Below are 21,516 nucleotides of genomic sequence, written 5' to 3'. Positions count from 1 at the left end.
GCCTTCAACAAAAATTATCCTTCTCTGTAGAAATGCCAGAATCGTTGCAAAGAAGGATGAACAATCATCAGCGTAACGTGAATGGGTCGGCGTCCTGCCATGCCGGAAATTTCTCGCGGTATTCCCGTAACGCCGTGAGCGACAGGTCTGCATCAATACGTGTCGCCTGATGTGGTTCGGCGGTGGCGATAATCTCTCCTTGCGGGTTAATCACCCGGCTGTCCCCACGGTAATGGTGCCCGTTGCCATCAGTGCCAACACGGTTGCAGCCTGCTACATAGGCTTGGTTTTCAATCGCGCGTGCGGTGAGCAGCGCCTGCCAGTGTAGCGAACGTGGAGCAGGCCAGTTTGCTACATACAGCGCCAGGTCATAATCATTAAGATTGCGGGACCATACCGGAAAACGCAGGTCATAACACACTAACGGCAGAATACGCCAGCCGCGCCATTCAACGACAACACGTTTATCGCCCGCCTGGTAATGATGATGTTCATCCGCCATGCGGAACAGATGGCGTTTATCATAGCAATGAACGTTGCCGTCAGGTTCAACCAGTAAAAAACGGTTTACCGGGCCACGTTCGGTTTGCAACGCAGCGCTGCCCGCAATCAGGGCATCAGTCTGTTGTGCTTTGGCCTGCATCCAGTCGATCGCATCTTCTTGCGGGAGTGACTGAAGTGCGGCTTCCATCGCAAAACCGGTGGTAAACATTTCAGGTAAAACAATGACGTCACGTCCGGTAATGGTTTCCAGCAGTCTGTCAAAATGACGTAAATTGGCCGGACCGTCCATCCAGACCAGCGGTTGTTGCAACAGGGTAATTTTCAAACCAGGCACGATCGGGGCTCCTCGTTGAACAGCATTTTTACACTGTAGCATGAGCATCAACGAAAATGTGGCAATAAAAAGCCCCGCAGAAGCGGGGCTTTCAGGGGCGGAGAGGATTAAGCGGCTTCGACTTTACGCACTTGCTTCTCTGGCAACTTTACCGGCTGAGTCGCCAGCGCGTCGGCATCAAAATCATCAACGTTAATGCTGCGCAGACGGCTTTCTTCCGCTTTCACCAGAATGGCGGCTTCATCGTTATCAATCAGCCCTTTTGCCAGCGCGTTATGCGCCAGTTCATCCAGACGGGTAAACGGCAGATTTTTACCCAGCTCTTTGCAGATACGCTGGTGGATAGGATCTGCCTCTATCACGTCCAGCAGCGCTTCTTCCAGCAAGCCGACCGGGTTATGCTCGCTCGGCGTCAGGTATTGACCGCGACCGATACGTGAACGGGTTGCGCTCGGTACTTGTAGAATCTGCGCGACCTTATGATCCAGCTTGTCGGAAGGGGCAAGGTAGTGACGACCGGTTGGGAAGATCACCACGTTCAGCAGACCCGCAACAAAACGGTTCGGGAAGTTTTGCAGCAGTTCATCCATCGCTTGCTCCGCCTGATACAACGCATCCTGTACGCCCCAGTGCACCAGCGGCAGATCGGCTTCGTTACGGCCTTCATCGTCATAGCGTTTCAGCACGGCGGAGGCCAGATACAGCTGGCTTAAAATATCGCCCAGGCGTGCGGAGATACGTTCACGACGTTTCAGGCTACCGCCCAACACCGCCATTGAGACATCAGACAGCAGGGCCAGGTTGGCGCTCAGTCGGTTAAGGTGCTGGTAATAACGTTTCGTTGCGTCGCTGGTCGGGGTGTAGCTGGTCAGGCCGCGGGTCAGACCGAGCCAGAAGCTGCGTACTTTGTTGCTACCGACATGGCCGATATGTTTAAACAGCAGATTGTCGAACGCATTCACATCGTTGCTTTGCGCGGCGGCCATCTCTTCCAGAACATACGGATGGCAGCGAATCGCCCCCTGACCGAAGATCATCATGCTGCGGGTCAGGATATTCGCACCTTCAACGGTGATGGCGATAGGCGCCCCCTGGTAAGAACGCGCCAGGAAGTTGCTTTCGCCAAGCATAATGCCTTTACCACCGGTAATGTCCATTGCGTCGATGATGGACTGCTGGCCGCGATGGGTACAGTGGTACTTGACGATAGCTGATAGCACCGCCGGTTTTTCACCCAGCATAATGCCGTAGGTAATCAGCGACGCTGCGGCGTCCATTACGTAGGCGTTACCGGCAATGCGCGCCAGCGCCTCTTCAATACCTTCCATCTTGCCGATAGAGATTTTGAACTGGCGACGAATATGGGCATATGCCCCGGTTGCCAGCGCGACGGATTTAACCCCGCCGGTCGAGTTGGACGGCAGCGTGATACCACGGCCTACCGACAGGCATTCCACCAGCATACGCCAGCCCTGGCCTGCCATCTTCGGCCCGCCAATGATGTAGTCGATCGGCACAAAGATATCTTTGCCGTGCGTAGGCCCGTTCTGGAATGGTACGTTCAGCGGAAAGTGACGGCGACCAATTTCGACGCCAGGCGTTGAGGTCGGGATCAGCGCACAGGTGATACCCAATTCTTCTTCACCACCCAGCAGTTTTTCCGGGTCAGAGAGTTTAAAGGCCAGGCCCAGCACGGTCGCGATAGGGGCCAGCGTAATGTAACGTTTGTTCCAGGTCAGGCGCATACCCAGTACCTGCTGGCCCTGCCATTCGCCCATGCAGACGACGCCGGTATCAGGAATTGCGCCCGCATCGGAGCCCGCTTCCGGGCTGGTCAGCGCGAAGCAAGGGATCTCCTGACCACGCGCCAGACGCGGCAGGTAATGGTTTTTCTGCTCTTCAGTACCGTAGTGTTGCAGCAGTTCGCCTGGGCCTAATGAGTTAGGCACGCCCACGGTAATCGCCAGAATCCCGGAAACGCCAGAGAGTTTTTGCAGCACGCGAGACTGCGCATACGCCGAAAACTCCAGGCCGCCATACTCTTTCTTGATGATCATCGCGAAGAAGCGATGCTCTTTCAGGTAGTCCCACAACTCCGGCGGCAGATCGGCTAATTCGTGCGTGATCTGGAAATCATTCGCCATACGGCAGGCTTCTTCTACCGGGCCATCCAGGAACGCCTGTTCTTCAGCAGTCAGATGCGGTTGCGGATAGTTGTGCAATTTTTTCCAGTCAGGTTTGCCCTGGAAGAGATCGCCTTCCCACCATGTTGTACCGGCATCAATGGCCTCTTTCTCCGTGCGCGACATCGGCGGCATCACTTTACGGAAGCTACGAAACGCTGGTGCAGAGATCATCGACTTACGCATCGGCGTAACGTTAAACGGTACGAGGATAATGGCCAGAGGAACCAGCACCCAGATAGACCACAGGCCAGCAACGCCCAGCGCGGCTGTCCATGCGAGTAAAATCAGGCTGCTGAGGAATAAGCTCACGCGGTGATAAAACAGCGCGCCGAGCAGAACAACCGTTGCGAGAATACTCAAAATCATCATAACGAAAAGCTCCCTTGCTTGTAGGAGGTCTGACCACTTGTGATGATATGGTTGTAGTGGATGTCATTTCTTTTAGCAATATGTTTACAAAATAATTACAACGAAGCTCACATTGTTGCCGTTTTCACCGGCACAAAAAATCAAAAGCCAGCGGCATTCCTGTGGCTTGTGCTTCTCGCTTTCTGCGCTATCCGGTACACTGCATCTGTCAATTACATTCATGCTGAAGGATATCCTCATGTACCAGGATCTTATTCGTAACGAACTGAACGAAGCGGCGGAAACGCTGGCCAATTTTTTAAAAGATGAAGCCAATATTCACGCTATTCAGCGCGCGGCGGTCCTGCTGGCAGACAGTTTTAAAGCGGGTGGCAAGGTACTTTCCTGCGGTAACGGCGGCTCTCATTGCGACGCGATGCATTTTGCCGAAGAGCTGACCGGTCGCTACCGCGAAAACCGTCCAGGCTACCCGGCGATCGCTATTTCTGACGTCAGCCATATCTCCTGTGTCAGTAATGATTTTGGTTACGACTATGTTTTCTCTCGCTACGTTGAAGCGGTTGGCCGTGAAGGGGATGTGTTGTTAGGGATTTCAACTTCGGGCAACTCTGGTAACGTGATTAAAGCGATTGCCGCAGCACGCGAGAAGGGAATGAAAGTCATCACCCTGACCGGGAAAGACGGCGGTAAAATGGCAGGGACGGCGGATATTGAAATTCGCGTGCCGCATTTCGGTTATGCTGATCGTATTCAGGAAATCCATATCAAAGTGATTCATATCCTGATCCAATTGATCGAAAAAGAGATGGTTAAGTAAGCGGATAATTCTTTACTGTGTTTTTGCCGGATGACGACGTTAAAGCGTCTTATCCGGCCTACATTTGATTTGTCCAGGCCTGATAAGCGCAGCGCCATCAGGCGGTTCAGCGTTTTAAGGTAGGTGATGTATGTGCGAACTGCTCGGGATGAGCGCCAATGTGCCAACCGATATTTGCTTTAGTTTCACCGGGCTGGTTCAGCGTGGTGGAGGAACCGGGCCGCATAAAGACGGCTGGGGCATTACGTTTTATGAAGGTAAAGGGTGTCGCACGTTTAAAGATCCGCAACCCAGTTTTAATTCGCCCATCGCCAGACTGGTGCAAGACTATCCCATCAAATCCTGTTCCGTCGTCGCCCATATTCGCCAGGCGAATCGTGGGGAAGTGGCGCTGGAAAATACGCATCCGTTTACCCGTGAGCTTTGGGGGCGTAACTGGACGTATGCGCATAACGGGCAGCTCAACGGCTACAAATCGCTTGAAACCGGTAATTTTCGCCCGGTTGGTGAGACGGACAGCGAAAAAGCGTTCTGCTGGCTGCTGCATAAGCTGACGCAGCGTTATCCGCGCACGCCGGGCAATATGATGGCGGTATTTAAATATATTGCGACGCTGGCAGAAGAACTCCGTAAGAAAGGCGTCTTCAACATGCTGCTGTCAGACGGGCGCTATGTCATGGCCTATTGCTCGACCAATTTATTCTGGATCACCCGCCGCGCGCCGTTTGGCGTCGCCACGCTGTTGGATCAGGATGTGGAAATCGACTTCAGTTCACAAACCACACCGAATGATGTGGTTACCGTGATTGCAACGCAGCCGCTGACAGGAAATGAAACCTGGCAAAAGATTATGCCAGGCGAATGGCGATTATTTTGTCTCGGGGAGCGTATAGTTTGACGCCAGCTGTGGCTGAACCACTTCATGGCTCAACGGTTTGCTGACCACGTAACGGCCATCGACAACGGAAACCGTTGGTGGCTTACGGGTTTGCTCAAAGTAGTCGTAGCCCGGTTTTAGCTGCGTCCAGAAATCTTTGTAATACGAATACTTATGGCGCTGCATATTTGCATCGGTCATGCGGAAGGGATAGATGCTCACCTGTACGCTGGATTGCCCGAATACCAGGGCGCCGGTTACAAACTGGAAAATCTCATCAATGCCGCTGTCGGTCATGGCATAGCAACCGACGGAGACGCAGGCGCCGTGGATCATCAGATACTTACCTTCATAACCGTGTGCGCGGTCATAGGCGTTCGGAAAACCGATATTAATGGCCTTATAGAAACGGCTGTCCGGTTTGAGCTGATTACGCTGGACGCTGTAAAAACCTTCCGGGCTTTTAAAGTCACCCTGGCGCTGTTTGGGGCCTAAGCCACCGGAATAGTTGCAAATTTTGTAGCTGTCGAGCAATTGATATTGCTCACCCATCTTGACGTACAGATCGAGCGTACGCTCTTCTTTAAAGATCTGAATATAGACAGGCGACCCCATCAACTGCTGCTTATATTCTTTACTGACTGGCGTGGTTGGGCTGCTACTGCTTAGCAAACCGGCAAATGAGACGCACGGGATCAGAAGCATCGCAAGAAAAAATGCGATTTTACGCATACTGCTTATTCCTTGATAAAACGGTTACACACGCCAGAACGGCAAACAGAGTCCCCAAATCAGACTAATCCGTATTTGGTGCGCTCACATTATCACCACGGCAGTTTTTCGCAAGCCCCAGGCGATGCGTTTACAATTTAGTTTCTCTTTATACTGAAATTTAGCCGTCAAGGCAGTCAGAACCCGGCGCATTCTGCCGCGGCTTAATTTCCACTCGCTTCTCACAATACAAAATATACTGTATGCTTAAACAGTATTGCGGAGGTGAGCCATGCGCAAAATCATACATGTTGATATGGACTGTTTTTACGCGGCGGTTGAAATGCGCGATAACCCGGCCCTGCGTGATATTCCCATTGCTATCGGCGGCAGCCGCGAGCGCAGGGGCGTTATCAGTACGGCAAATTATCCCGCCCGCAAATTTGGCGTGCGCAGCGCGATGCCGACCGGTATGGCGCTTAAGCTTTGCCCGCACCTCACGCTATTGCCGGGGCGGTTTGAGGCATATAAAGAAGCGTCGCAGCATATCCGTGAAATCTTCTCTCGTTATACCTCGCGTATAGAGCCGCTTTCGCTGGATGAAGCCTATCTGGACGTTACCGACAGCACTTATTGCCACGGCTCCGCCACGCTTATCGCTCAGGAAATCCGTCAGACGATTTTTAACGAACTCCAGCTCACCGCATCAGCAGGTATTGCTCCGGTTAAGTTTCTGGCAAAAATTGCTTCTGACCTTAATAAACCGAATGGGCAATATGTGATTACCCCCGCCGATGTTCCTGAGTTTCTCAAAACCTTACCGCTGGGGAAAATTCCGGGAGTGGGTAAAGTGTCTGCGGCCAGGCTGGAAACGATGGGGCTGCGTACCTGTGAAGACGTGCAAAAGTACGATCTGGCGATGTTACTCAAGCGCTTTGGTAAGTTTGGCCGCGTGTTATGGGAGCGTAGCCAGGGGATTGATGAGCGGGATGTGAACAATGAAAGACTGCGTAAATCGATAGGCGTTGAACGCACGCTGGCGGAGGATATTCACGAATGGGCGAAATGCGAGGCGATCATTGAGCGGTTATATCCAGAGCTGGAAAGGCGGCTGGCAAAAGTGAAGCCTGACCTGCTCATCGCCCGTCAGGGGGTTAAATTAAAATTTAACGATTTCCAGCTGACCACTCAGGAGCACGTCTGGCCGCGTTTAAGCAAGGACGATTTAATCACGACGGCGCGTAAAACCTGGAATGAGCGGCGGGGAGGGCGGGGCGTGCGGCTGGTAGGGTTACACGTTACGCTACTGGATCCGCAACTGGAAAGACAGCTTCTGCTGGGGCTGTGACTTTGATGTATTGCCGGATGGCGGCGTAAACGCCTTATCCGGCCTACAAATCAGCGTGTAGGCCGGGTTAGTTGTAGGCCGGATAAGCGCAGCGCCATCCGGCATTTAGCGCAGAATTTTACTTCGCCGGAATAGACTTCAGCAGTTCAGTCAGAAGCCGCCAGTAGTGACCGACGCTTTCGATATGAACCTGCTCATCTGGAGAGTGCGGGCCGGTAATGGTTGGCCCGATAGAGACCATGTCCATATCCGGGTACGGTTTTTTGAACAGACCGCATTCCAGACCCGCGTGAATAATCTGGATGTTCGGCGTCTTATTGAACAGACGCTGGTAAGTTTCACGCACCAGGTGCATTACCGGCGAGTTCGCATCTGGCTGCCAGCCCGGATAGCCGCCTTTTGCTTCGGTTTTCGCGCCGGCCAGTTTACCCAGTGAATCCAGCATGCTCACCACGTAGTCTTTACCGCTGTCGATCAGCGAGCGGATCAGGCAGTGGATTTCCACGTTGTTGTCGGTCATGGTCACAACGCCCACGTTCAGGGACGTCTCAACCACGCCTTTCGCTACGTCGGAATTGCGAATCACGCCGTTTGGCGTGGCGTTCAGCAGACGGATAAAGCCATCGCGGGACGAGGCAGTCAGCGCCGCTTTGTCGTTAGCGGCTGCTTCCAGCAGAACCACCAGATTCTTCTCTTTCTCTGCCAGCTCGTTTTTCAGGATCTCCTGATAAGCGTTCACCCGTGTTTTCAGCGCATCGACGTTATCTGCCGCTACAGCAACGGTGGCGAAGGCTTCACGCGGGATAGCGTTACGCAGCGTACCGCCGTTGAAATCAACCAGACGCATACCCAGTTCTTCAGCATGATCCGCCAGGAAGCGCACCAGCAGCTTGTTGGCATTGCCGAGACCGACGTGGATTTCGCCGCCGGAGTGGCCGCCTTTCAGGCCTTTCAGCGTCAGTTTAAAGCTCTGGAAGCCCGCCGGAATGGCTTCACGGGACAGCGGCAGGTTAGAGGTAAAATCGATACCGCCTGCACAGCCCATGTAGATCTCACCTTCTTCTTCGGAGTCGGTATTGATCAGAATATCGGCCTGTAGCCAGCCTGGCTGAAGGCCGAATGCGCCGTCCATACCGGCTTCTTCCGTCATGGTCAGCAGCACTTCCAGCGGGCCGTGTGCGACGTTGTCGTCAGCCAGAACGGCCAGCGCGGAAGCCATACCAATGCCGTTATCCGCGCCCAGCGTGGTGCCGCGGGCTTTTACCCACTCGCCATCAATATAAGGCTGGATCGGATCTTTGGTGAAGTCGTGTACGGTGTCGTTGTTTTTCTGCGGAACCATATCCAGGTGCGCCTGCAAAACCACTGGTTTGCGGTTTTCCATACCTGCGGTGGCAGGCTTACGAATCAGGATATTACCGACCCGATCGCGCTCAGCGTGGAAACCTTTCTCTTTGGCCCAGCCCATAATGTGTTCAGCGAGCTGCTCTTCATGGTAGGACGGATGAGGAATAGAACAGATTTTTGCAAAAATATCCCACAGCGGTTGTGGAGATAATTGAGACAGTTCAGACACGATAAGTCTCCTTGACGATGTCCTGCAAAACTTTCTTGCAGGCCACAGGGTTAGCAGATTGATTGTCACCACAAGTCGGGCTTGCGAGATGCGATTGAGAATACCACTTTCCTGGTCTTCGGGTAGTATAAAGCACGTAAAAAGAGGGCTGGATTCCGCGAAACACTGGTTTTTAGCGCGTCAGGTCTCTATAATCTCGCGCAACCTGGTTCACCCTCAATTTTTAAGCCGTAGATAAACAGGCTGGGACACTTCACATGAGCGAAAAATACGTCGTCACCTGGGACATGTTGCAGATTCACGCACGCAAACTGGCAAGCCGCCTGATGCCTTCTGAACAATGGAAAGGCATTATTGCCGTCAGCCGTGGTGGTCTGGTACCGGGCGCATTGCTGGCGCGTGAGTTGGGTATTCGCCATGTCGATACCGTTTGCATCTCCAGCTACGACCACGACAACCAGCGCGAACTGAAAGTGCTGAAACGTGCGGAAGGCGATGGTGAAGGTTTCATCGTGATCGACGATCTGGTCGATACCGGCGGTACTGCTGTTGCTATCCGCGAAATGTACCCTAAAGCTCATTTCGTCACTATCTTCGCTAAACCGGCTGGCCGCCCGCTGGTGGATGATTATGTGATTGATATCCCGCAGGACACCTGGATTGAGCAGCCGTGGGATATGGGCGTGGTATTCGTCCCGCCAATCTCTGGTCGCTAATCACTGAAATTTTCAACGCCTGGCAATGCCGGGCGTTGTTTTTTTTAGCCGTACACACGTTACAATAGGCCTCAGTAAGTACCCTTGGAGGCTGTACGAATGTCACAGGCTAACCTCAGCGAAACCCTGTTTAAACCCCGCTTCAAACATCCTGAAACGTCGACGCTTGTCCGGCGCTTCAATCACGGAACGCAGCCGTCCGTGCAGTCCACTCTGGATGGTAAAAACGTGCCGCACTGGTATCGCATGATCAACCGTCTGATGTGGATCTGGCGCGGTATCGATCCGCGAGAAATCCTTGATGTGCAGGCGCGTATCGTAATGAGCGAAGCCGAGCGAACCGACAAAGAGCTGTACGACACGGTGATTGGCTACCGTGGCGGTAACTGGATCTTTGAATGGTCGAAACAGGCGATGGAATGGCAGCAGAAAGCCTGCCAGGAAACAGACCCACAGCGCAGCGGGCGTCACTGGCTGCACGCTTCCTCGCTCTACAACATTGCGGCTTACCCGCATCTTAAAGGGGATGAGCTGGCGGAGCAGGCGCAGGCGCTGGCGAACCGCGCGTACGAAGAGGCCGCGCAACGCTTGCCGGGCTCGCTGCGTGAAATGGCGTTTGCGATCCCCGGCGGCGCGCCTGTCACTGCGTTTTTGCATATGCCGAAGGGGGATGGTCCGTTCCCGACCGTACTGATGTGCGGCGGCCTGGACTCCATGCAAACGGACTATTACACCCTGTTCGAACGTTACTTCGCGCCGCGCGGTATGGCGATGCTGACGCTGGATATGCCGTCGGTTGGATTCTCGTCAAAATGGAAACTCACCCAGGACTCCAGTCTGCTGCATCAGCATGTGTTGAAAGCGCTGCCTGGGGTGCCGTGGGTTGATCATACCCGGGTGGCGGCGTTTGGTTTTCGTTTTGGCGCTAACGTTGCGGTACGTCTGGCCTACCTGGAAGCGCCGCGACTGAAAGCGGTAGCCTGTCTGGGGCCGGTGGTCCATGCGTTGTTAAGCGATTCACAACGTCAGGGGACGGTGCCGGAAATGTATCTTGACGTGCTGGCAAGCCGTCTGGGGATGCATGATGCGTCAGATGAAGCGCTGCGCGTTGAGCTAAATCGTTATTCACTGAAGGTGCAGGGGTTGCTTGGCAGACGCTGCCCAACGCCGATGTTATCTGGCTTCTGGAAAAACGATCCGTTTAGCCCGGAAGAGGAGTCCCGGCTCATCACCTCGTCATCTTCCGACGGTAAGCTGATGGAGATTCCGTTTAATCCGGTGTATCGCAATTTTGACACTGCGCTGAAAGAAATTACCGGTTGGATCAATCACAGATTGTGTTAATGGATTGCTAAATTTTATTGTTTTGGTAAAACAGTTGCTTCACCAAAGGAGATCGCAATGACGTTACCGAGTGGACACCCGAAAAGTAGATTGATCAAGAAATTCACTGCGCTTGGCCCGTATATACGCGAAGGGCAGTGCGAAGATAATCGTTTTTTTTTCGATTGCCTGGCTGTTTGCGTCAACGTGAAGCCAGCGCCTGAGAAACGTGAATTCTGGGGCTGGTGGATGGAACTGGAAGCGCAGGAAAAACGCTTTACCTACAGCTACCAGTTTGGCCTGTTTGACAAAGAAGGTAACTGGACCGCCGTGCCGATTAAAGAGACCGAAGTGGTTGAACGCCTGGAGTACACCCTGCGCGAGTTTCATGAAAAATTGCGTGCACTGCTGACTTCGCTGAATCTGGCGCTGGAACCCGCCGATAACTTCAAAGAACCGGTGAAGTTAACGGCGTAACATAGAATAATGCCGGATGACGCTACGCTTATCCGGCCTGCAACAGTGCAAAAGAGTAGGCCGGATAAGACGCCTGAGCGTCGTCATCCGGCAAATTAAGACAATCAGAACTGGTACGTCATACCAATCGCGACGATATCATCGCTGCTTACGCCCAGCTTGTTATCATCGTCAATCTGGTTGATTTTATAATCAACGAACGCGGACATATTTTTATTGAAATAATATGTTGCGCCCACATCGATATATTTCACGATATCTTCATCACCGATACCTTCAATATCTTTGCCTTTAGACTGAACATAGCCCAGGGAAGGACGCAGACCGAAATCAAACTGATACTGGGCAACCGCTTCGAAGTTTTGCGCTTTATTGGCGAAACCACCGGAAATAGGCGCCATGTTGCGGGTTTCAGAATAGATAGTCGCCAGGTAAATGTTATTGGCGTCATATTTCAGACCCGTCGCCCAACCTTCCGCGTTTTTACCTTGTCCGCGAGATTGCAGGTTCTGCTCATTGGTGCGGTCTGAATTGGCGTATGCGCCGATGATGGCGAAGTCGCTGCCGCCGAAGTCATAGCTCAGAGATGTGCCGAAACCGTCGCCATTCTGCTTTTTGACGTCGCGGTTTTCGTTTTTACCCTGATATTGCAGGGTTAAGTTCAGACCATCGATAACGCCGAAGAAATCGGTGTTACGGTAAGTTGCCAGGCCACTGGCGCGTTTGGTCATAAAGTTGTCGGTCTGTGCAAGGCCGTCGCCACCGAATTCAGGGAACATATCCGTCCACGCGGCAACGTCGTACAGGGCGCCCAGGTTACGACCATAATCTAACGAACCGAAATCGTTCAGCTTCAGACCCGCAAAAGCCAGACGGGTTTTCTGACCGCCTTCACTTTCTGTTTTGTTACCGGCGAACTCAGCTTCCCAGCGACCGTAACCGGTCAGCTGATCGTTAATCTGCGTTTCGCCTTTAAAGCCAAAGCGGATATAAGTCTGGTCGCCATCTTTGCTGTCATCATCACTGATGTAGTGCATCGCTTTTACTTTGCCATACACGTCCAGTTTATTACTGTTTTTGTTATACACTTCTGCTGCCTGCACGGATGCCGATGCAACAATACCCATCACCACTAATGCCAGAGTGCTCTTTTTCATTTTCATTCCTGATTTAAAATTACGCGCTAATATTCGCTGGGAGTGATCCCCGTGAAAAACAGGATGGTTTTTAACGCTCTGCAATGAAGGTTTTATGACAAATTAAGAATATTTTTAAAAAAGGATGATTTATTATTGCGGTAATAAAATTGTCAGAAACTGCCGCTATGCTTGCTGATCCTGCGCAACAAAATTTCATGCTTTGTGCTCTGGTTGTTGGCAACCGGGGCCAGTCCTGCTAAAACGTTCGTTTGATATCATTTTCCCCTATTTTGAATGGCAGAGAATCATGAGTGACAGCCAGACGCTGGTGGTAAAACTCGGCACCAGTGTGCTAACGGGCGGATCGCGCCGCCTGAACCGTGCCCATATCGTAGAACTTGTTCGTCAATGCGCGCAGCTACATGCCGCAGGCCATCGTATTGTGATCGTCACGTCGGGTGCTATCGCCGCCGGGCGTGAGCATCTTGGCTACCCGGAACTCCCGGCGACCATAGCGTCTAAACAACTGTTGGCGGCGGTGGGGCAGAGTCGTCTGATTCAGCTTTGGGAACAGCTATTCTCTATCTACGGTATTCACATCGGGCAGATGCTGCTGACGCGTGCGGATATGGAAGACAGAGAGCGCTTCCTGAACGCGCGTGACACCCTGCGTGCGCTGCTGGACAACAATATTGTCCCTGTCATCAATGAAAACGATGCCGTGGCGACCGCTGAAATAAAAGTGGGCGATAACGACAATCTTTCCGCGCTGGCCGCCATTCTGGCGGGCGCCGACAAATTGTTGTTACTGACCGATCAGCAAGGGTTGTTTACCGCCGATCCGCGAACCAACCCGCAGGCTGAGCTGATTAAAGACGTGTACGGCATTGATGATGCGCTGCGTGCGATTGCGGGCGACAGCGTCTCTGGCCTGGGAACCGGGGGAATGGGCACCAAATTGCAGGCTGCCGACGTTGCCTGTCGTGCCGGAATCGACACCATCATCGCGGCGGGTAGCAAGCCGGGCGTGATTGGCGATGTTATGGCAGGCATTTCTGCGGGAACCCGTTTCCATGCGCAAGCCTCCCCGCTGGAAAACCGCAAACGCTGGATCTTTGGCGCGCCGCCTGCCGGTGAAATCACGGTGGATGAAGGGGCGACATCTGCGATTCTGGAACGCGGTAGCTCATTATTGCCAAAAGGCATTAAAAGCGTGACAGGTAACTTCTCGCGTGGTGAAGTGATCCGCATCCGTAACCAGGAAGGGCGCGATATCGCCCACGGCGTCACCCGTTATAACAGCGACGCGCTGCGCCGTATTGCTGGTCACCACTCTCAGCAGATTGACGCGATTCTTGGCTATGAATATGGCCCGGTCGCTGTCCATCGCGATGACATGATTACCCGTTAAGGAGCCGACGTATGCTGGAACAAATGGGCATTGCTGCCAAAGCGGCGTCCTACAAACTGGCGCTACTCTCCAGCTGCGAGAAGAACCGCGTACTGGAAAAAATAGCGGATGAACTGGAAGCGCAAACTGAAAGCATCCTGAGCGCTAACGCCCAGGACGTTGCCGAGGCGCGCGAAAACGGCCTCAGCGAAGCGATGCTGGATCGTCTGGCATTGACGCCGGCGCGCCTGAAAGCGATTGCCGATGACGTCCGTCAGGTGTGTAACCTGGCCGACCCGGTCGGACAGGTGATTGATGGCGGTCTGCTGGACAGCGGGCTGCGTCTGGAACGTCGTCGTGTTCCGCTGGGCGTCATTGGCGTGATTTACGAAGCGCGTCCCAATGTGACCGTTGACGTCGCCTCGTTATGCCTGAAAACCGGCAACGCGGCGATTCTGCGCGGCGGTAAAGAGACGTATCGCACCAATGCGGCAACGGTTGCGGTGATTCAGCAAGCACTGGAAGCCTGCGGCTTACCTGCTGGCGCAGTCCAGGCGATCGACAGCCCGGATCGCGCGCTGGTCAATGAAATGCTGCGTATGGATAAATACATCGACATGCTGATCCCTCGTGGCGGCGCGGGCCTGCACAAGCTGTGCCGTGAGCAGTCGACGATCCCGGTGATCACCGGCGGGATTGGCGTATGCCATATCTTTGTTGACGACAGCGCGAAGATCGAACCGGCGCTGAAGATCATCGTCAATGCGAAAACCCAGCGTCCAAGTACCTGCAACACGGTGGAAACGCTGCTGGTGCATCAGGATATCGCTGCGCGTTTTCTGCCTGCGCTGAGCAAGCAAATGGCGGAAAGCGGCGTCACGCTGCATGCTGACGATACGGCGCTGGCCCAACTGAAATCAGGCCCGGCGAACGTGGTAGCGGTGAAAGCCGAAGAGTATGACGACGAGTTCCTGTCGTTGGATCTGAACGTGAAAATCGTGGCCGGCCTGGATGACGCAATTGCGCATATTCGTGAACACGGTACTCAACATTCCGATGCGATCCTGACGCGCACTCTGCGCAACGCCGATCGTTTTGTGAATGAAGTGGATTCGTCCGCCGTTTACGTCAATGCTTCTACCCGATTTACCGATGGCGGACAATTTGGCCTTGGCGCGGAAGTGGCCGTCAGCACGCAAAAATTACACGCACGCGGCCCAATGGGGCTGGAAGCGCTGACCACCTACAAGTGGATCGGCATCGGTGACGATACCATTCGTGCGTAATTAAAACCGGAGTGATGCAAAATCAGCCACTTGATTCACAAGGCTATTGACGCATCACCCGGTTAGTTTTAACCTTCTACCCCGTGATTCACACTCGTGGTCATGTCCTTTCAGGGCCGATATAGCTCAGTTGGTAGAGCAGCGCATTCGTAATGCGAAGGTCGTAGGTTCGACTCCTATTATCGGCACCATTTCAAACTCTTCCCAAGTCTACCGAAATCAACTTAAAGCCCGTATACTGCGGCTTCAAGCCCGTATCTTATCTCCTGTTATCAACTGGACTCAACCGGAATCAAGTTATAGTTGGGGGCATAAGTGGGGGCATTCTGTGTTCGGTCCAAGGAGATGCCCCCAATGAAGCTAAATGCGCGACAGGTAGATGCAGCTAAACCCAGAGAGAAAGCCTATAAGCTGGCAGATGGTGCTGGTTTGTATCTTGAGGTTGTGCCCTCTGGTTCCAGATACTGGCGGATGAAGTATCGCTTCAATGGAAAAGAGAAGCGGATGGCTTTTGGTGTCTATCCAGCAGTGTCCCTTGCACAAGCGAGGGCACTACGTGATGAAGCCAAGAAAAAGCTGGCCGAGGGCATCGATCCGTCTTTCGCCAAGAAAGAAGAAAAGCTGGTTCGCGATGTGCAGCTCAATAATACGTTTCAGGCTGTGGCACTTGAATGGCACGGAACGAAGGTGAGCCGATGGTCAGAAGGTTATGCCTCCGATATCATCGAAGCATTCAATAAAGATATTTTCCCCTATATCGGCCAGCAGTCAGTAAATGAAATCAAACCGCTGGTTCTGCTTAATGTGCTGCGTCGGATGGAAAGCCGTGGCGCGACAGAGAAAGCTAAGAAGGTTCGCCAGCGCTGCAGCGAAGTCTTTCGCTACGCCATCGTTACTGGCCGTGCGGAATACAATCCGGCTGTGGATCTAACCAGCGCGATGTCAGGGCATGAATCGAAGCATTATCCCTTCCTTACCGTTGAGGAGTTACCAGACTTCTTTAAAGCTCTTTCTGGCTATACAGGCAGCCCGCTGGTTGTTCTTGCCGCACGTTTGCTGATCCTTACGGGAGTTCGCACCGGTGAGCTTCGAGGTGCTTTCTGGAGTGAGTTTGATCTTGAGAAGGCGGTGTGGGAAATTCCTGCCGAGCGAATGAAGATGAAACGGCCTCACCTTGTCCCCCTCTCTACCCAAGCGCTGGAGATCGTACAGCAGCTCAAAGTGATGTCTGGGCAATATCCTCTTGTGTTTCCTGGAAGGAATGACCCCCGTAAAACGATGAGCGAAGCGAGTATAAATCAGGTGTTCAAGCGGATTGGATATACGAGGAAGGTAACGGGGCATGGTTTCCGCCACACGATGAGTACGATTTTGCATGAGGAAGGGTTCAATACAGCGTGGATTGAAACCCAGCTGGCTCACGTTGATAAGAATGCGATTCGTGGGACGTATAACCATGCGTTGTATCTGGATGGGCGGAGGGAGATGATGCAGTGGTATGCAAACTATATGGCTGAGTTGCAAAAAGGGGAGACACTAAAAAGGAATATTCTCGAAACATATAAAATAGCTAAAAGACATCTAGATCTCTAGGAGGCTATTTTCATTCGGAGTATCTTAGATACCTCTTTTCTTGATAGTTAGTTTTGCACCAAAAACAGACATTCTGATTGCAAAGTAATTTAGCAATTTTAATAGAATTAGATTCGTAATTTTTTTATAGGGGAATATTGGTACATTATAAATAAAAAGAATGTTATTGTCACTTTTTACTGAGTGTTGTTTTTTTTGATCCATCTCAAAGATTTTAGATTTGATGTTTTTCCCCATGCTTAGGCACTAGCTACTTTACTGATTTATTGCTATTTTAAAATAACTAAATCAGTTTGGCGTCATTGGGGTTTAGTATGTGTTATTTTTAGTTCCACATCATTTAATGTAATTCAATAGTATGTTATTGTCGTTGGAATTACATATTATTTATTACAAAAAATAAAAAAATTTGCGCAAAATTTTTGACAAGTAGGCATACGCATGGCAATTTCAGAAAAAGCGATAAAGATTTTATGGTCTAATGCTGCTGGTATATGTTCTTTTAGCGGTTGCAATGAAAAACTTTCAGTAGCGGAGGCTGCTGAAGGTGCCCCATATACTATTGGGGAGATGGCACATATAAAAGGGAATAGACCAGGTTCCAATCGCTATGACATTGAACAGCCTGCTTCTGAACGAGATAGTTACGAGAATCTTATTTTACTCTGTCCAACCCATCATACATTAATTGATAAAGTTGAAAACGTTGATAGATTTAGCGTTGAAATTCTCCATGAAATGAAAAGAGAACATGAGGTGTCGATTTCTAACCGATTAGCTATTATTAAATTTGAGTCTGCTGATAAACTGAAAGACCAAATTTCTACATACTTAGCTGAAAATCATCAAAGTTGGGAACAATATGGGCCTTTATCGGATAATGCTAAAAAGAATCCTAACAGTGAGCAAATTTATGCCGTATGGACATCTGAACGCCTCTCAATAATCGTTCCTAATAATAGAGAAATTGTTAAAATTCTCCAGGGGAATAGAGAGTTGTTTTCTCGGAACGAGCAAAGATTAGTAAGTAAATTTATTCAACATGCTGAAAGCTATGAAAGATGGGTTAATGATGAAATACCTTATAACGCCATACAAAGATTTCCATTAGACTTTGAAACCTTAATTTTAGGAGAGTAATATGTCAGCTCATAATGATAAATTCCCATGGCTAAGTTACTATGGAAACTACAATTTCTTTGAGCAGAGAATGCATGAACATAGTAAAGTTACATCTTGTCATGAGATAAAAAAAGGGCTTTACAACATCCAATTAACTAATGGTAAGATGTTAAAAGTTTTTATCTGCGAGTGTTATTCATTTAGCACTGCAGAGTACGTAGAGTCTTGTCAGAATTATGGGGAGTTAGATGCAGTTATAATAAGTTCTAACTGGTGCGGATATAGTCTGGATTTAAAATATGAGTGCATGAAGAAAAATGTGGGAATTTTTGACATTAGAGGATTTATGGCTGCGATCAATAAAATGCAGTTCTGGGAATATATGACTGATTATGAAAAAGAGAAATTCAAAGAATATGGTTGGTTGTAACCCTTGAATGTGATTATTTATGGTTTTGGTTCTTTTTTTAAAAGCTCCGGAGATTTTAATGATGTGGATTTGTTAATAATTCATGATTCGAATAGTTACAAATCCTGTCTTGAAGCAATTTCATTGAAATCAGAAATGTTACTCAGAATATCTAACGCACATGTCACTATGCTATCAAAATCTGAGGAAGATAAATTTAACTTTATCGAGAAGTCTTTTGCAGTTCAATTGGGTGAGTACTCAGGAATAGAGAAAGAAATCATCGTAAGTGAGTTAATAGAAATAATGCAATCAATAAGGAATTATTAACTATAAAAAATATTTTTACAACTTCAACTCACCATATTTAAACTAAGTTTAAATGCCGAGTGGGAGTTTATTATTATAGATATCAATACACATTAAATTCGCGACATGAAATAACTATATATCTTAAAGTATTGTCCGTAATTGGTCATCAATATATCAAATACTCTTACTTTTTATCACCATACTTTTTTTCGAAGCCAACGGGTCAACCCGCTTTCCAAAATAATCTCTGATAGTTTTTCAGGCCCAATTAATGTAACACCGTCAATTTGTTGATCTTCATTCAGCGGACCACTATGCCAGACAAAAAACATTCTGTCGTAGGCATCACATTCATGGAATCTTTTTACATATTCATCCAACGTAGCATTGTCTGCTATGGACTTAACTTGAACCAATGCATTTTCGCGAGTTGTCGGTAGTTCCAATACAAGGTCAATCGTTTTTTGCGTTTTGCCCAGACTACCGACTCGTCGCCATCCACTTTGAGAAAATATAAGGTCTACTAGCAACTCGAAGTCTTGCCATGTCAATAGCTTACAAAGTTGACGAATTGAATTCAGATAGCTAGTTTCGGCGAGATCAAACTCAATAATTTCAGGCGAATATTCATCATTAATTTTTCGGATAACATATTCGGCTTTTTTAACATTACAGATAGTGCCTCTGAATCCATGGGTTGCATTCAACTCACCATTTATTGAACTAATAGTGAAAATTGTCCCGTTGATGCTACGATTGTGCCATCCATCAATAGTCTGACGAATTCTGCTGCCATCCTGAAGAACAGTGACGTCGCCTGTTGGTCTGCACCAATAAAGAAAACCACCGTAGAAGGTGATAAAGACAGTATCTTCCTGAGCAGTATAAAACACTTTTATCTGGTTAAGGTCACTAGTAGCTGTACCCGTTTTACTTCCCCTGATGATTTTCCATATTTCATGAACCTCAGCCCATTTACCATCTATACAGAGTTGATTTGGTGTCTCGTGGTAGCCAAATTTTATGATACCGGTATCAATACATTCGGCTTCCCATTTTCCACCGGGACCTAGTTTTATATATTTCACATCGGAAGGACTGATTTTTTTCACAACTAGCCTTAAATCCCAAAGGTTATATGACTTTTTTATCACTAAAACCCTCCTGAATCAATGAATCAATGAATCAATGAATCAATGAATCAATGAATCAATGAATCAATGAATCAATGAATCAATGAATCAATGAATCAATGAATCAAACGGATACCATTTTGTGTGTCAAGGCATTGAGTTAATCACAGGAAACTATATATCACGTTTGTGATAAACACCCATAAATCGGTATTTGTGCCATACTTAATCCACTTCTCGCTCAAAGCAGACTAAGCAAGCAATGACCGCCATATTCAAGTTCCGGTTGAGATGATATTTTACATAGGGGAGTTTCTACTTCAGTTGCATTCTCCTAATAACCTGATTGGAATATCGGACTGGCTATGTTTGTAAGATGCATTTGCGTTGCGAAACTAGTTATGGGGTATGGGCAATTCTGTATTCAATTGCATGTAGGTTTTTGTTAAATATTCTTTATAATCATAGCGTTAAGTTAATAATGTCATGCTGTCATATTCATTGCCATTGCCATTGCCATTGCCATTGCCATTGCCATTGCCATTGCCATTGCCATTGCCATTGTTAGCTAGCTAAATTTTATTTTTAAGTGGGCTTTTTTTAAAATTAAGATAGTAATTGCTTCATGAATATTGATATATACTCATCGAATTTAATAACAATGGCTGGTTCAAATTTCGATAAATAAACTAATAATGAGAGGATGAATGGTGTGACTGATAAAATTAAAAAGATAACCATAACTGAGTTAAGTTTATCAGCCTGAGAAAAAAGATCTCTTTTATGGGAGGCTATAAGTTCTGACAGTTCACCAGATTTAGCCGATTTTGTATGGCTAAACAAAGCATCTATGGACGCCCTTATAGAATAAAGGACCTTTCTCTGATCTTGAATGGTAAATAATATTAACAGTGATGTGATTGCGACACCAATTAATGTGAGAATACTTTCAAATTTTTCTGATGATTTTAATATAGCAAGAGCAACACCTATGGAAATGGGAAGGCCGAAAAGTTTCCCTGAAATAGAGGATAGAGTATTTGATATTTTACTTGATACTGACATGTAATTTTCGGCAGCTTCTTTTTTTTGTTTCAGAAATGAAAAGTTCGTCAAATAGCATTCAAAATTACCGTAATATGTCTCTTTCAGGAGTTCCCAATGTTTAATTAATTTATTAAAATTGTCTTCCTCCCCATCTACTTCTCGTAGCACTTCGATTACTGAAACTCTAAACATTGATTGTTTTTCTTGAACATGAGCATTATCATTCTCATGATTATTGATATTATTAAAGACTGATAAATCTACGGCAGGGTAAGAAGCATTATCTATCGATATCTTTGGCTCAAGTACAATTGGAGGTGTTTTTTTAGAACTTCCGGTATCAATAAATACAATCTTAAGGCGGCCATTGTCATCAATTCGATCAATATAGTTTGCTAATTTGCTGAGTTCATTTATAAAATGAGAAAGTATTAATGTATTTTTAATTGTTAGGTTGTCAGTATTTTCTCCAAAAATATAATCTTCTTGAACAAGATATACATTCTCGACATCTAACCCCATGTTTAATTTGTTATCAAATGATAAAAAGACATCAAGTGAATCTACAAATTGAAAATCCCCACCCGGTAAAGAGACCTTCAGTGTTACATCTGTATCATGATCAATATTGATGGGGAAGATATCACCGAAATAAGTCCCGGCATTTGAATCACTAAATAATATTTCAAAATCTGAGAGCATTGGATTATGTTCATCCCATAGCTCTTTTAGCTGCGTAAGGTTATCGCTAAGTTTTCCCTTGAAAACAAATTGAGAATCAGTCATGGCAGGTCTACCGAGCCCACGATATAAATTGACTAATTTTTCAAATTGTTGAGCGGACATA

The 21,516-nt window shown here is 48.7% G+C and carries 18 protein-coding genes, 1 tRNA gene and 1 pseudogene; 12 read left to right on the top strand and 8 right to left on the bottom strand.

Annotated elements, in window-relative coordinates; translation table 11 throughout:
• Positions 1 to 67: 67 nt before the first annotated feature.
• Together OGX93_RS08375 and fadE are read right to left on the bottom strand one after the other, a co-directional pair.
• Positions 68 to 838, bottom strand: coding sequence for an amidohydrolase (locus tag OGX93_RS08375; RefSeq protein WP_047458766.1), 771 nt, complete (start codon positions 836 to 838; stop codon positions 68 to 70).
• A 107-nt stretch (positions 839 to 945) separates the two neighbouring features.
• On the bottom strand, positions 946 to 3,393 hold the full coding sequence (gene fadE / locus OGX93_RS08370; RefSeq protein ID WP_286449346.1) for an acyl-CoA dehydrogenase FadE: 2,448 nt from the start codon (positions 3,391 to 3,393) through the stop codon (positions 946 to 948).
• 238 nt (positions 3,394 to 3,631) lie between these two features.
• Between fadE and lpcA the strand changes: the two genes are divergently transcribed.
• Positions 3,632 to 4,210, top strand: coding sequence for a D-sedoheptulose 7-phosphate isomerase (gene lpcA, locus OGX93_RS08365; protein WP_024130646.1), 579 nt, complete (start codon positions 3,632 to 3,634; stop codon positions 4,208 to 4,210).
• Positions 4,211 to 4,340: 130 nt separating this feature from the next.
• Positions 4,341 to 5,108: a class II glutamine amidotransferase gene (locus OGX93_RS08360; protein ID WP_012133779.1), complete on the top strand. Its 768-nt coding sequence runs from the start codon at positions 4,341 to 4,343 to the stop codon at positions 5,106 to 5,108.
• On the opposite strand, the gene dpaA is transcribed toward OGX93_RS08360, so the two are convergent.
• Complete coding sequence (gene dpaA / locus OGX93_RS08355) at positions 5,079 to 5,819, bottom strand: peptidoglycan meso-diaminopimelic acid protein amidase (protein WP_012133778.1); 741 nt, start codon at positions 5,817 to 5,819, stop codon at positions 5,079 to 5,081. The two genes, OGX93_RS08360 and dpaA, sit on opposite strands and share 30 nt — an antisense overlap.
• A gap of 271 nt (positions 5,820 to 6,090) precedes the next feature.
• Here dpaA and dinB point away from each other — a divergent pair, with 271 nt between their 5' ends.
• Positions 6,091 to 7,146: a DNA polymerase IV gene (gene dinB / locus OGX93_RS08350; RefSeq protein ID WP_200075562.1), complete on the top strand. Its 1,056-nt coding sequence runs from the start codon at positions 6,091 to 6,093 to the stop codon at positions 7,144 to 7,146.
• Here dinB and OGX93_RS22335 read toward each other — a convergent pair.
• Positions 7,102 to 7,251: pseudogene (locus OGX93_RS22335) on the bottom strand (hypothetical protein); the annotation flags it as partial. The gene dinB and the pseudogene OGX93_RS22335 sit on opposite strands and share 45 nt — an antisense overlap.
• Before the next feature lie 13 nt (positions 7,252 to 7,264).
• Entirely contained in the window at positions 7,265 to 8,722 is a 1,458-nt protein-coding gene (pepD, locus tag OGX93_RS08345) for a cytosol nonspecific dipeptidase (protein WP_275147868.1), read from the bottom strand.
• A gap of 257 nt (positions 8,723 to 8,979) precedes the next feature.
• Between pepD and gpt the strand changes: the two genes are divergently transcribed.
• The 3 genes from gpt to crl all read left to right on the top strand — a co-directional run bounded on the left by gpt (position 8,980) and on the right by crl (position 11,238).
• The gene (gene gpt, locus OGX93_RS08340; RefSeq protein ID WP_006685917.1) at positions 8,980 to 9,438 is read left to right on the top strand and encodes a xanthine phosphoribosyltransferase; all 459 of its coding nucleotides are present in this window, start codon (positions 8,980 to 8,982) and stop codon (positions 9,436 to 9,438) included.
• 99 nt (positions 9,439 to 9,537) lie between these two features.
• Complete coding sequence (gene frsA / locus OGX93_RS08335; protein WP_058668603.1) at positions 9,538 to 10,782, top strand: esterase FrsA; 1,245 nt, start codon at positions 9,538 to 9,540, stop codon at positions 10,780 to 10,782.
• A gap of 57 nt (positions 10,783 to 10,839) precedes the next feature.
• On the top strand, positions 10,840 to 11,238 hold the full coding sequence (gene crl, locus OGX93_RS08330) for a sigma factor-binding protein Crl (RefSeq protein WP_047458752.1): 399 nt from the start codon (positions 10,840 to 10,842) through the stop codon (positions 11,236 to 11,238).
• A 104-nt stretch (positions 11,239 to 11,342) separates the two neighbouring features.
• On the opposite strand, the gene phoE is transcribed toward crl, so the two are convergent.
• The gene (phoE, locus tag OGX93_RS08325) at positions 11,343 to 12,395 is read right to left on the bottom strand and encodes a phosphoporin PhoE (protein WP_024130644.1); all 1,053 of its coding nucleotides are present in this window, start codon (positions 12,393 to 12,395) and stop codon (positions 11,343 to 11,345) included.
• A 289-nt stretch (positions 12,396 to 12,684) separates the two neighbouring features.
• Here phoE and proB point away from each other — a divergent pair, with 289 nt between their 5' ends.
• From proB to OGX93_RS08295, 6 genes are all read left to right on the top strand, one after another.
• Entirely contained in the window at positions 12,685 to 13,788 is a 1,104-nt protein-coding gene (gene proB, locus OGX93_RS08320) for a glutamate 5-kinase (protein ID WP_012133771.1), read from the top strand.
• An 11-nt stretch (positions 13,789 to 13,799) separates the two neighbouring features.
• Positions 13,800 to 15,053, top strand: coding sequence for a glutamate-5-semialdehyde dehydrogenase (gene proA, locus OGX93_RS08315; RefSeq protein WP_286449348.1), 1,254 nt, complete (start codon positions 13,800 to 13,802; stop codon positions 15,051 to 15,053).
• Between the two features lie 115 nt (positions 15,054 to 15,168).
• A tRNA-Thr gene (locus OGX93_RS08310) sits at positions 15,169 to 15,244 on the top strand.
• Positions 15,245 to 15,407: 163 nt separating this feature from the next.
• Positions 15,408 to 16,646 (top strand): tyrosine-type recombinase/integrase, encoded by a 1,239-nt coding sequence (locus OGX93_RS08305; RefSeq protein ID WP_199971266.1) that lies wholly within the window; start codon positions 15,408 to 15,410, stop codon positions 16,644 to 16,646.
• Between the two features lie 441 nt (positions 16,647 to 17,087).
• On the top strand, positions 17,088 to 17,786 hold the full coding sequence (locus OGX93_RS08300) for an HNH endonuclease signature motif containing protein (protein ID WP_060571112.1): 699 nt from the start codon (positions 17,088 to 17,090) through the stop codon (positions 17,784 to 17,786).
• A gap of 1 nt (position 17,787) precedes the next feature.
• On the top strand, positions 17,788 to 18,198 hold the full coding sequence (locus tag OGX93_RS08295) for a hypothetical protein (protein WP_004129411.1): 411 nt from the start codon (positions 17,788 to 17,790) through the stop codon (positions 18,196 to 18,198).
• Positions 18,199 to 18,683: 485 nt separating this feature from the next.
• Here OGX93_RS08295 and OGX93_RS08290 read toward each other — a convergent pair whose 3' ends face one another.
• Both OGX93_RS08290 and OGX93_RS08285 read right to left on the bottom strand, forming a co-directional pair.
• Positions 18,684 to 19,601, bottom strand: coding sequence for a restriction endonuclease (locus OGX93_RS08290; protein ID WP_060571148.1), 918 nt, complete (start codon positions 19,599 to 19,601; stop codon positions 18,684 to 18,686).
• 627 nt (positions 19,602 to 20,228) lie between these two features.
• Entirely contained in the window at positions 20,229 to 21,515 is a 1,287-nt protein-coding gene (locus OGX93_RS08285) for a hypothetical protein (protein WP_004129398.1), read from the bottom strand.
• Position 21,516: the final 1 nt, after the last annotated feature.

Origin of the sequence: Citrobacter sp. CK195, assembly GCF_030333365.1 — a bacterium.
GTDB classification, from domain to species: domain Bacteria; phylum Pseudomonadota; class Gammaproteobacteria; order Enterobacterales; family Enterobacteriaceae; genus Citrobacter_B; species Citrobacter_B koseri.
Note: the sequence above shows the minus strand (reverse complement) of the source record. Positions and strands in the feature narration are given on the sequence as shown.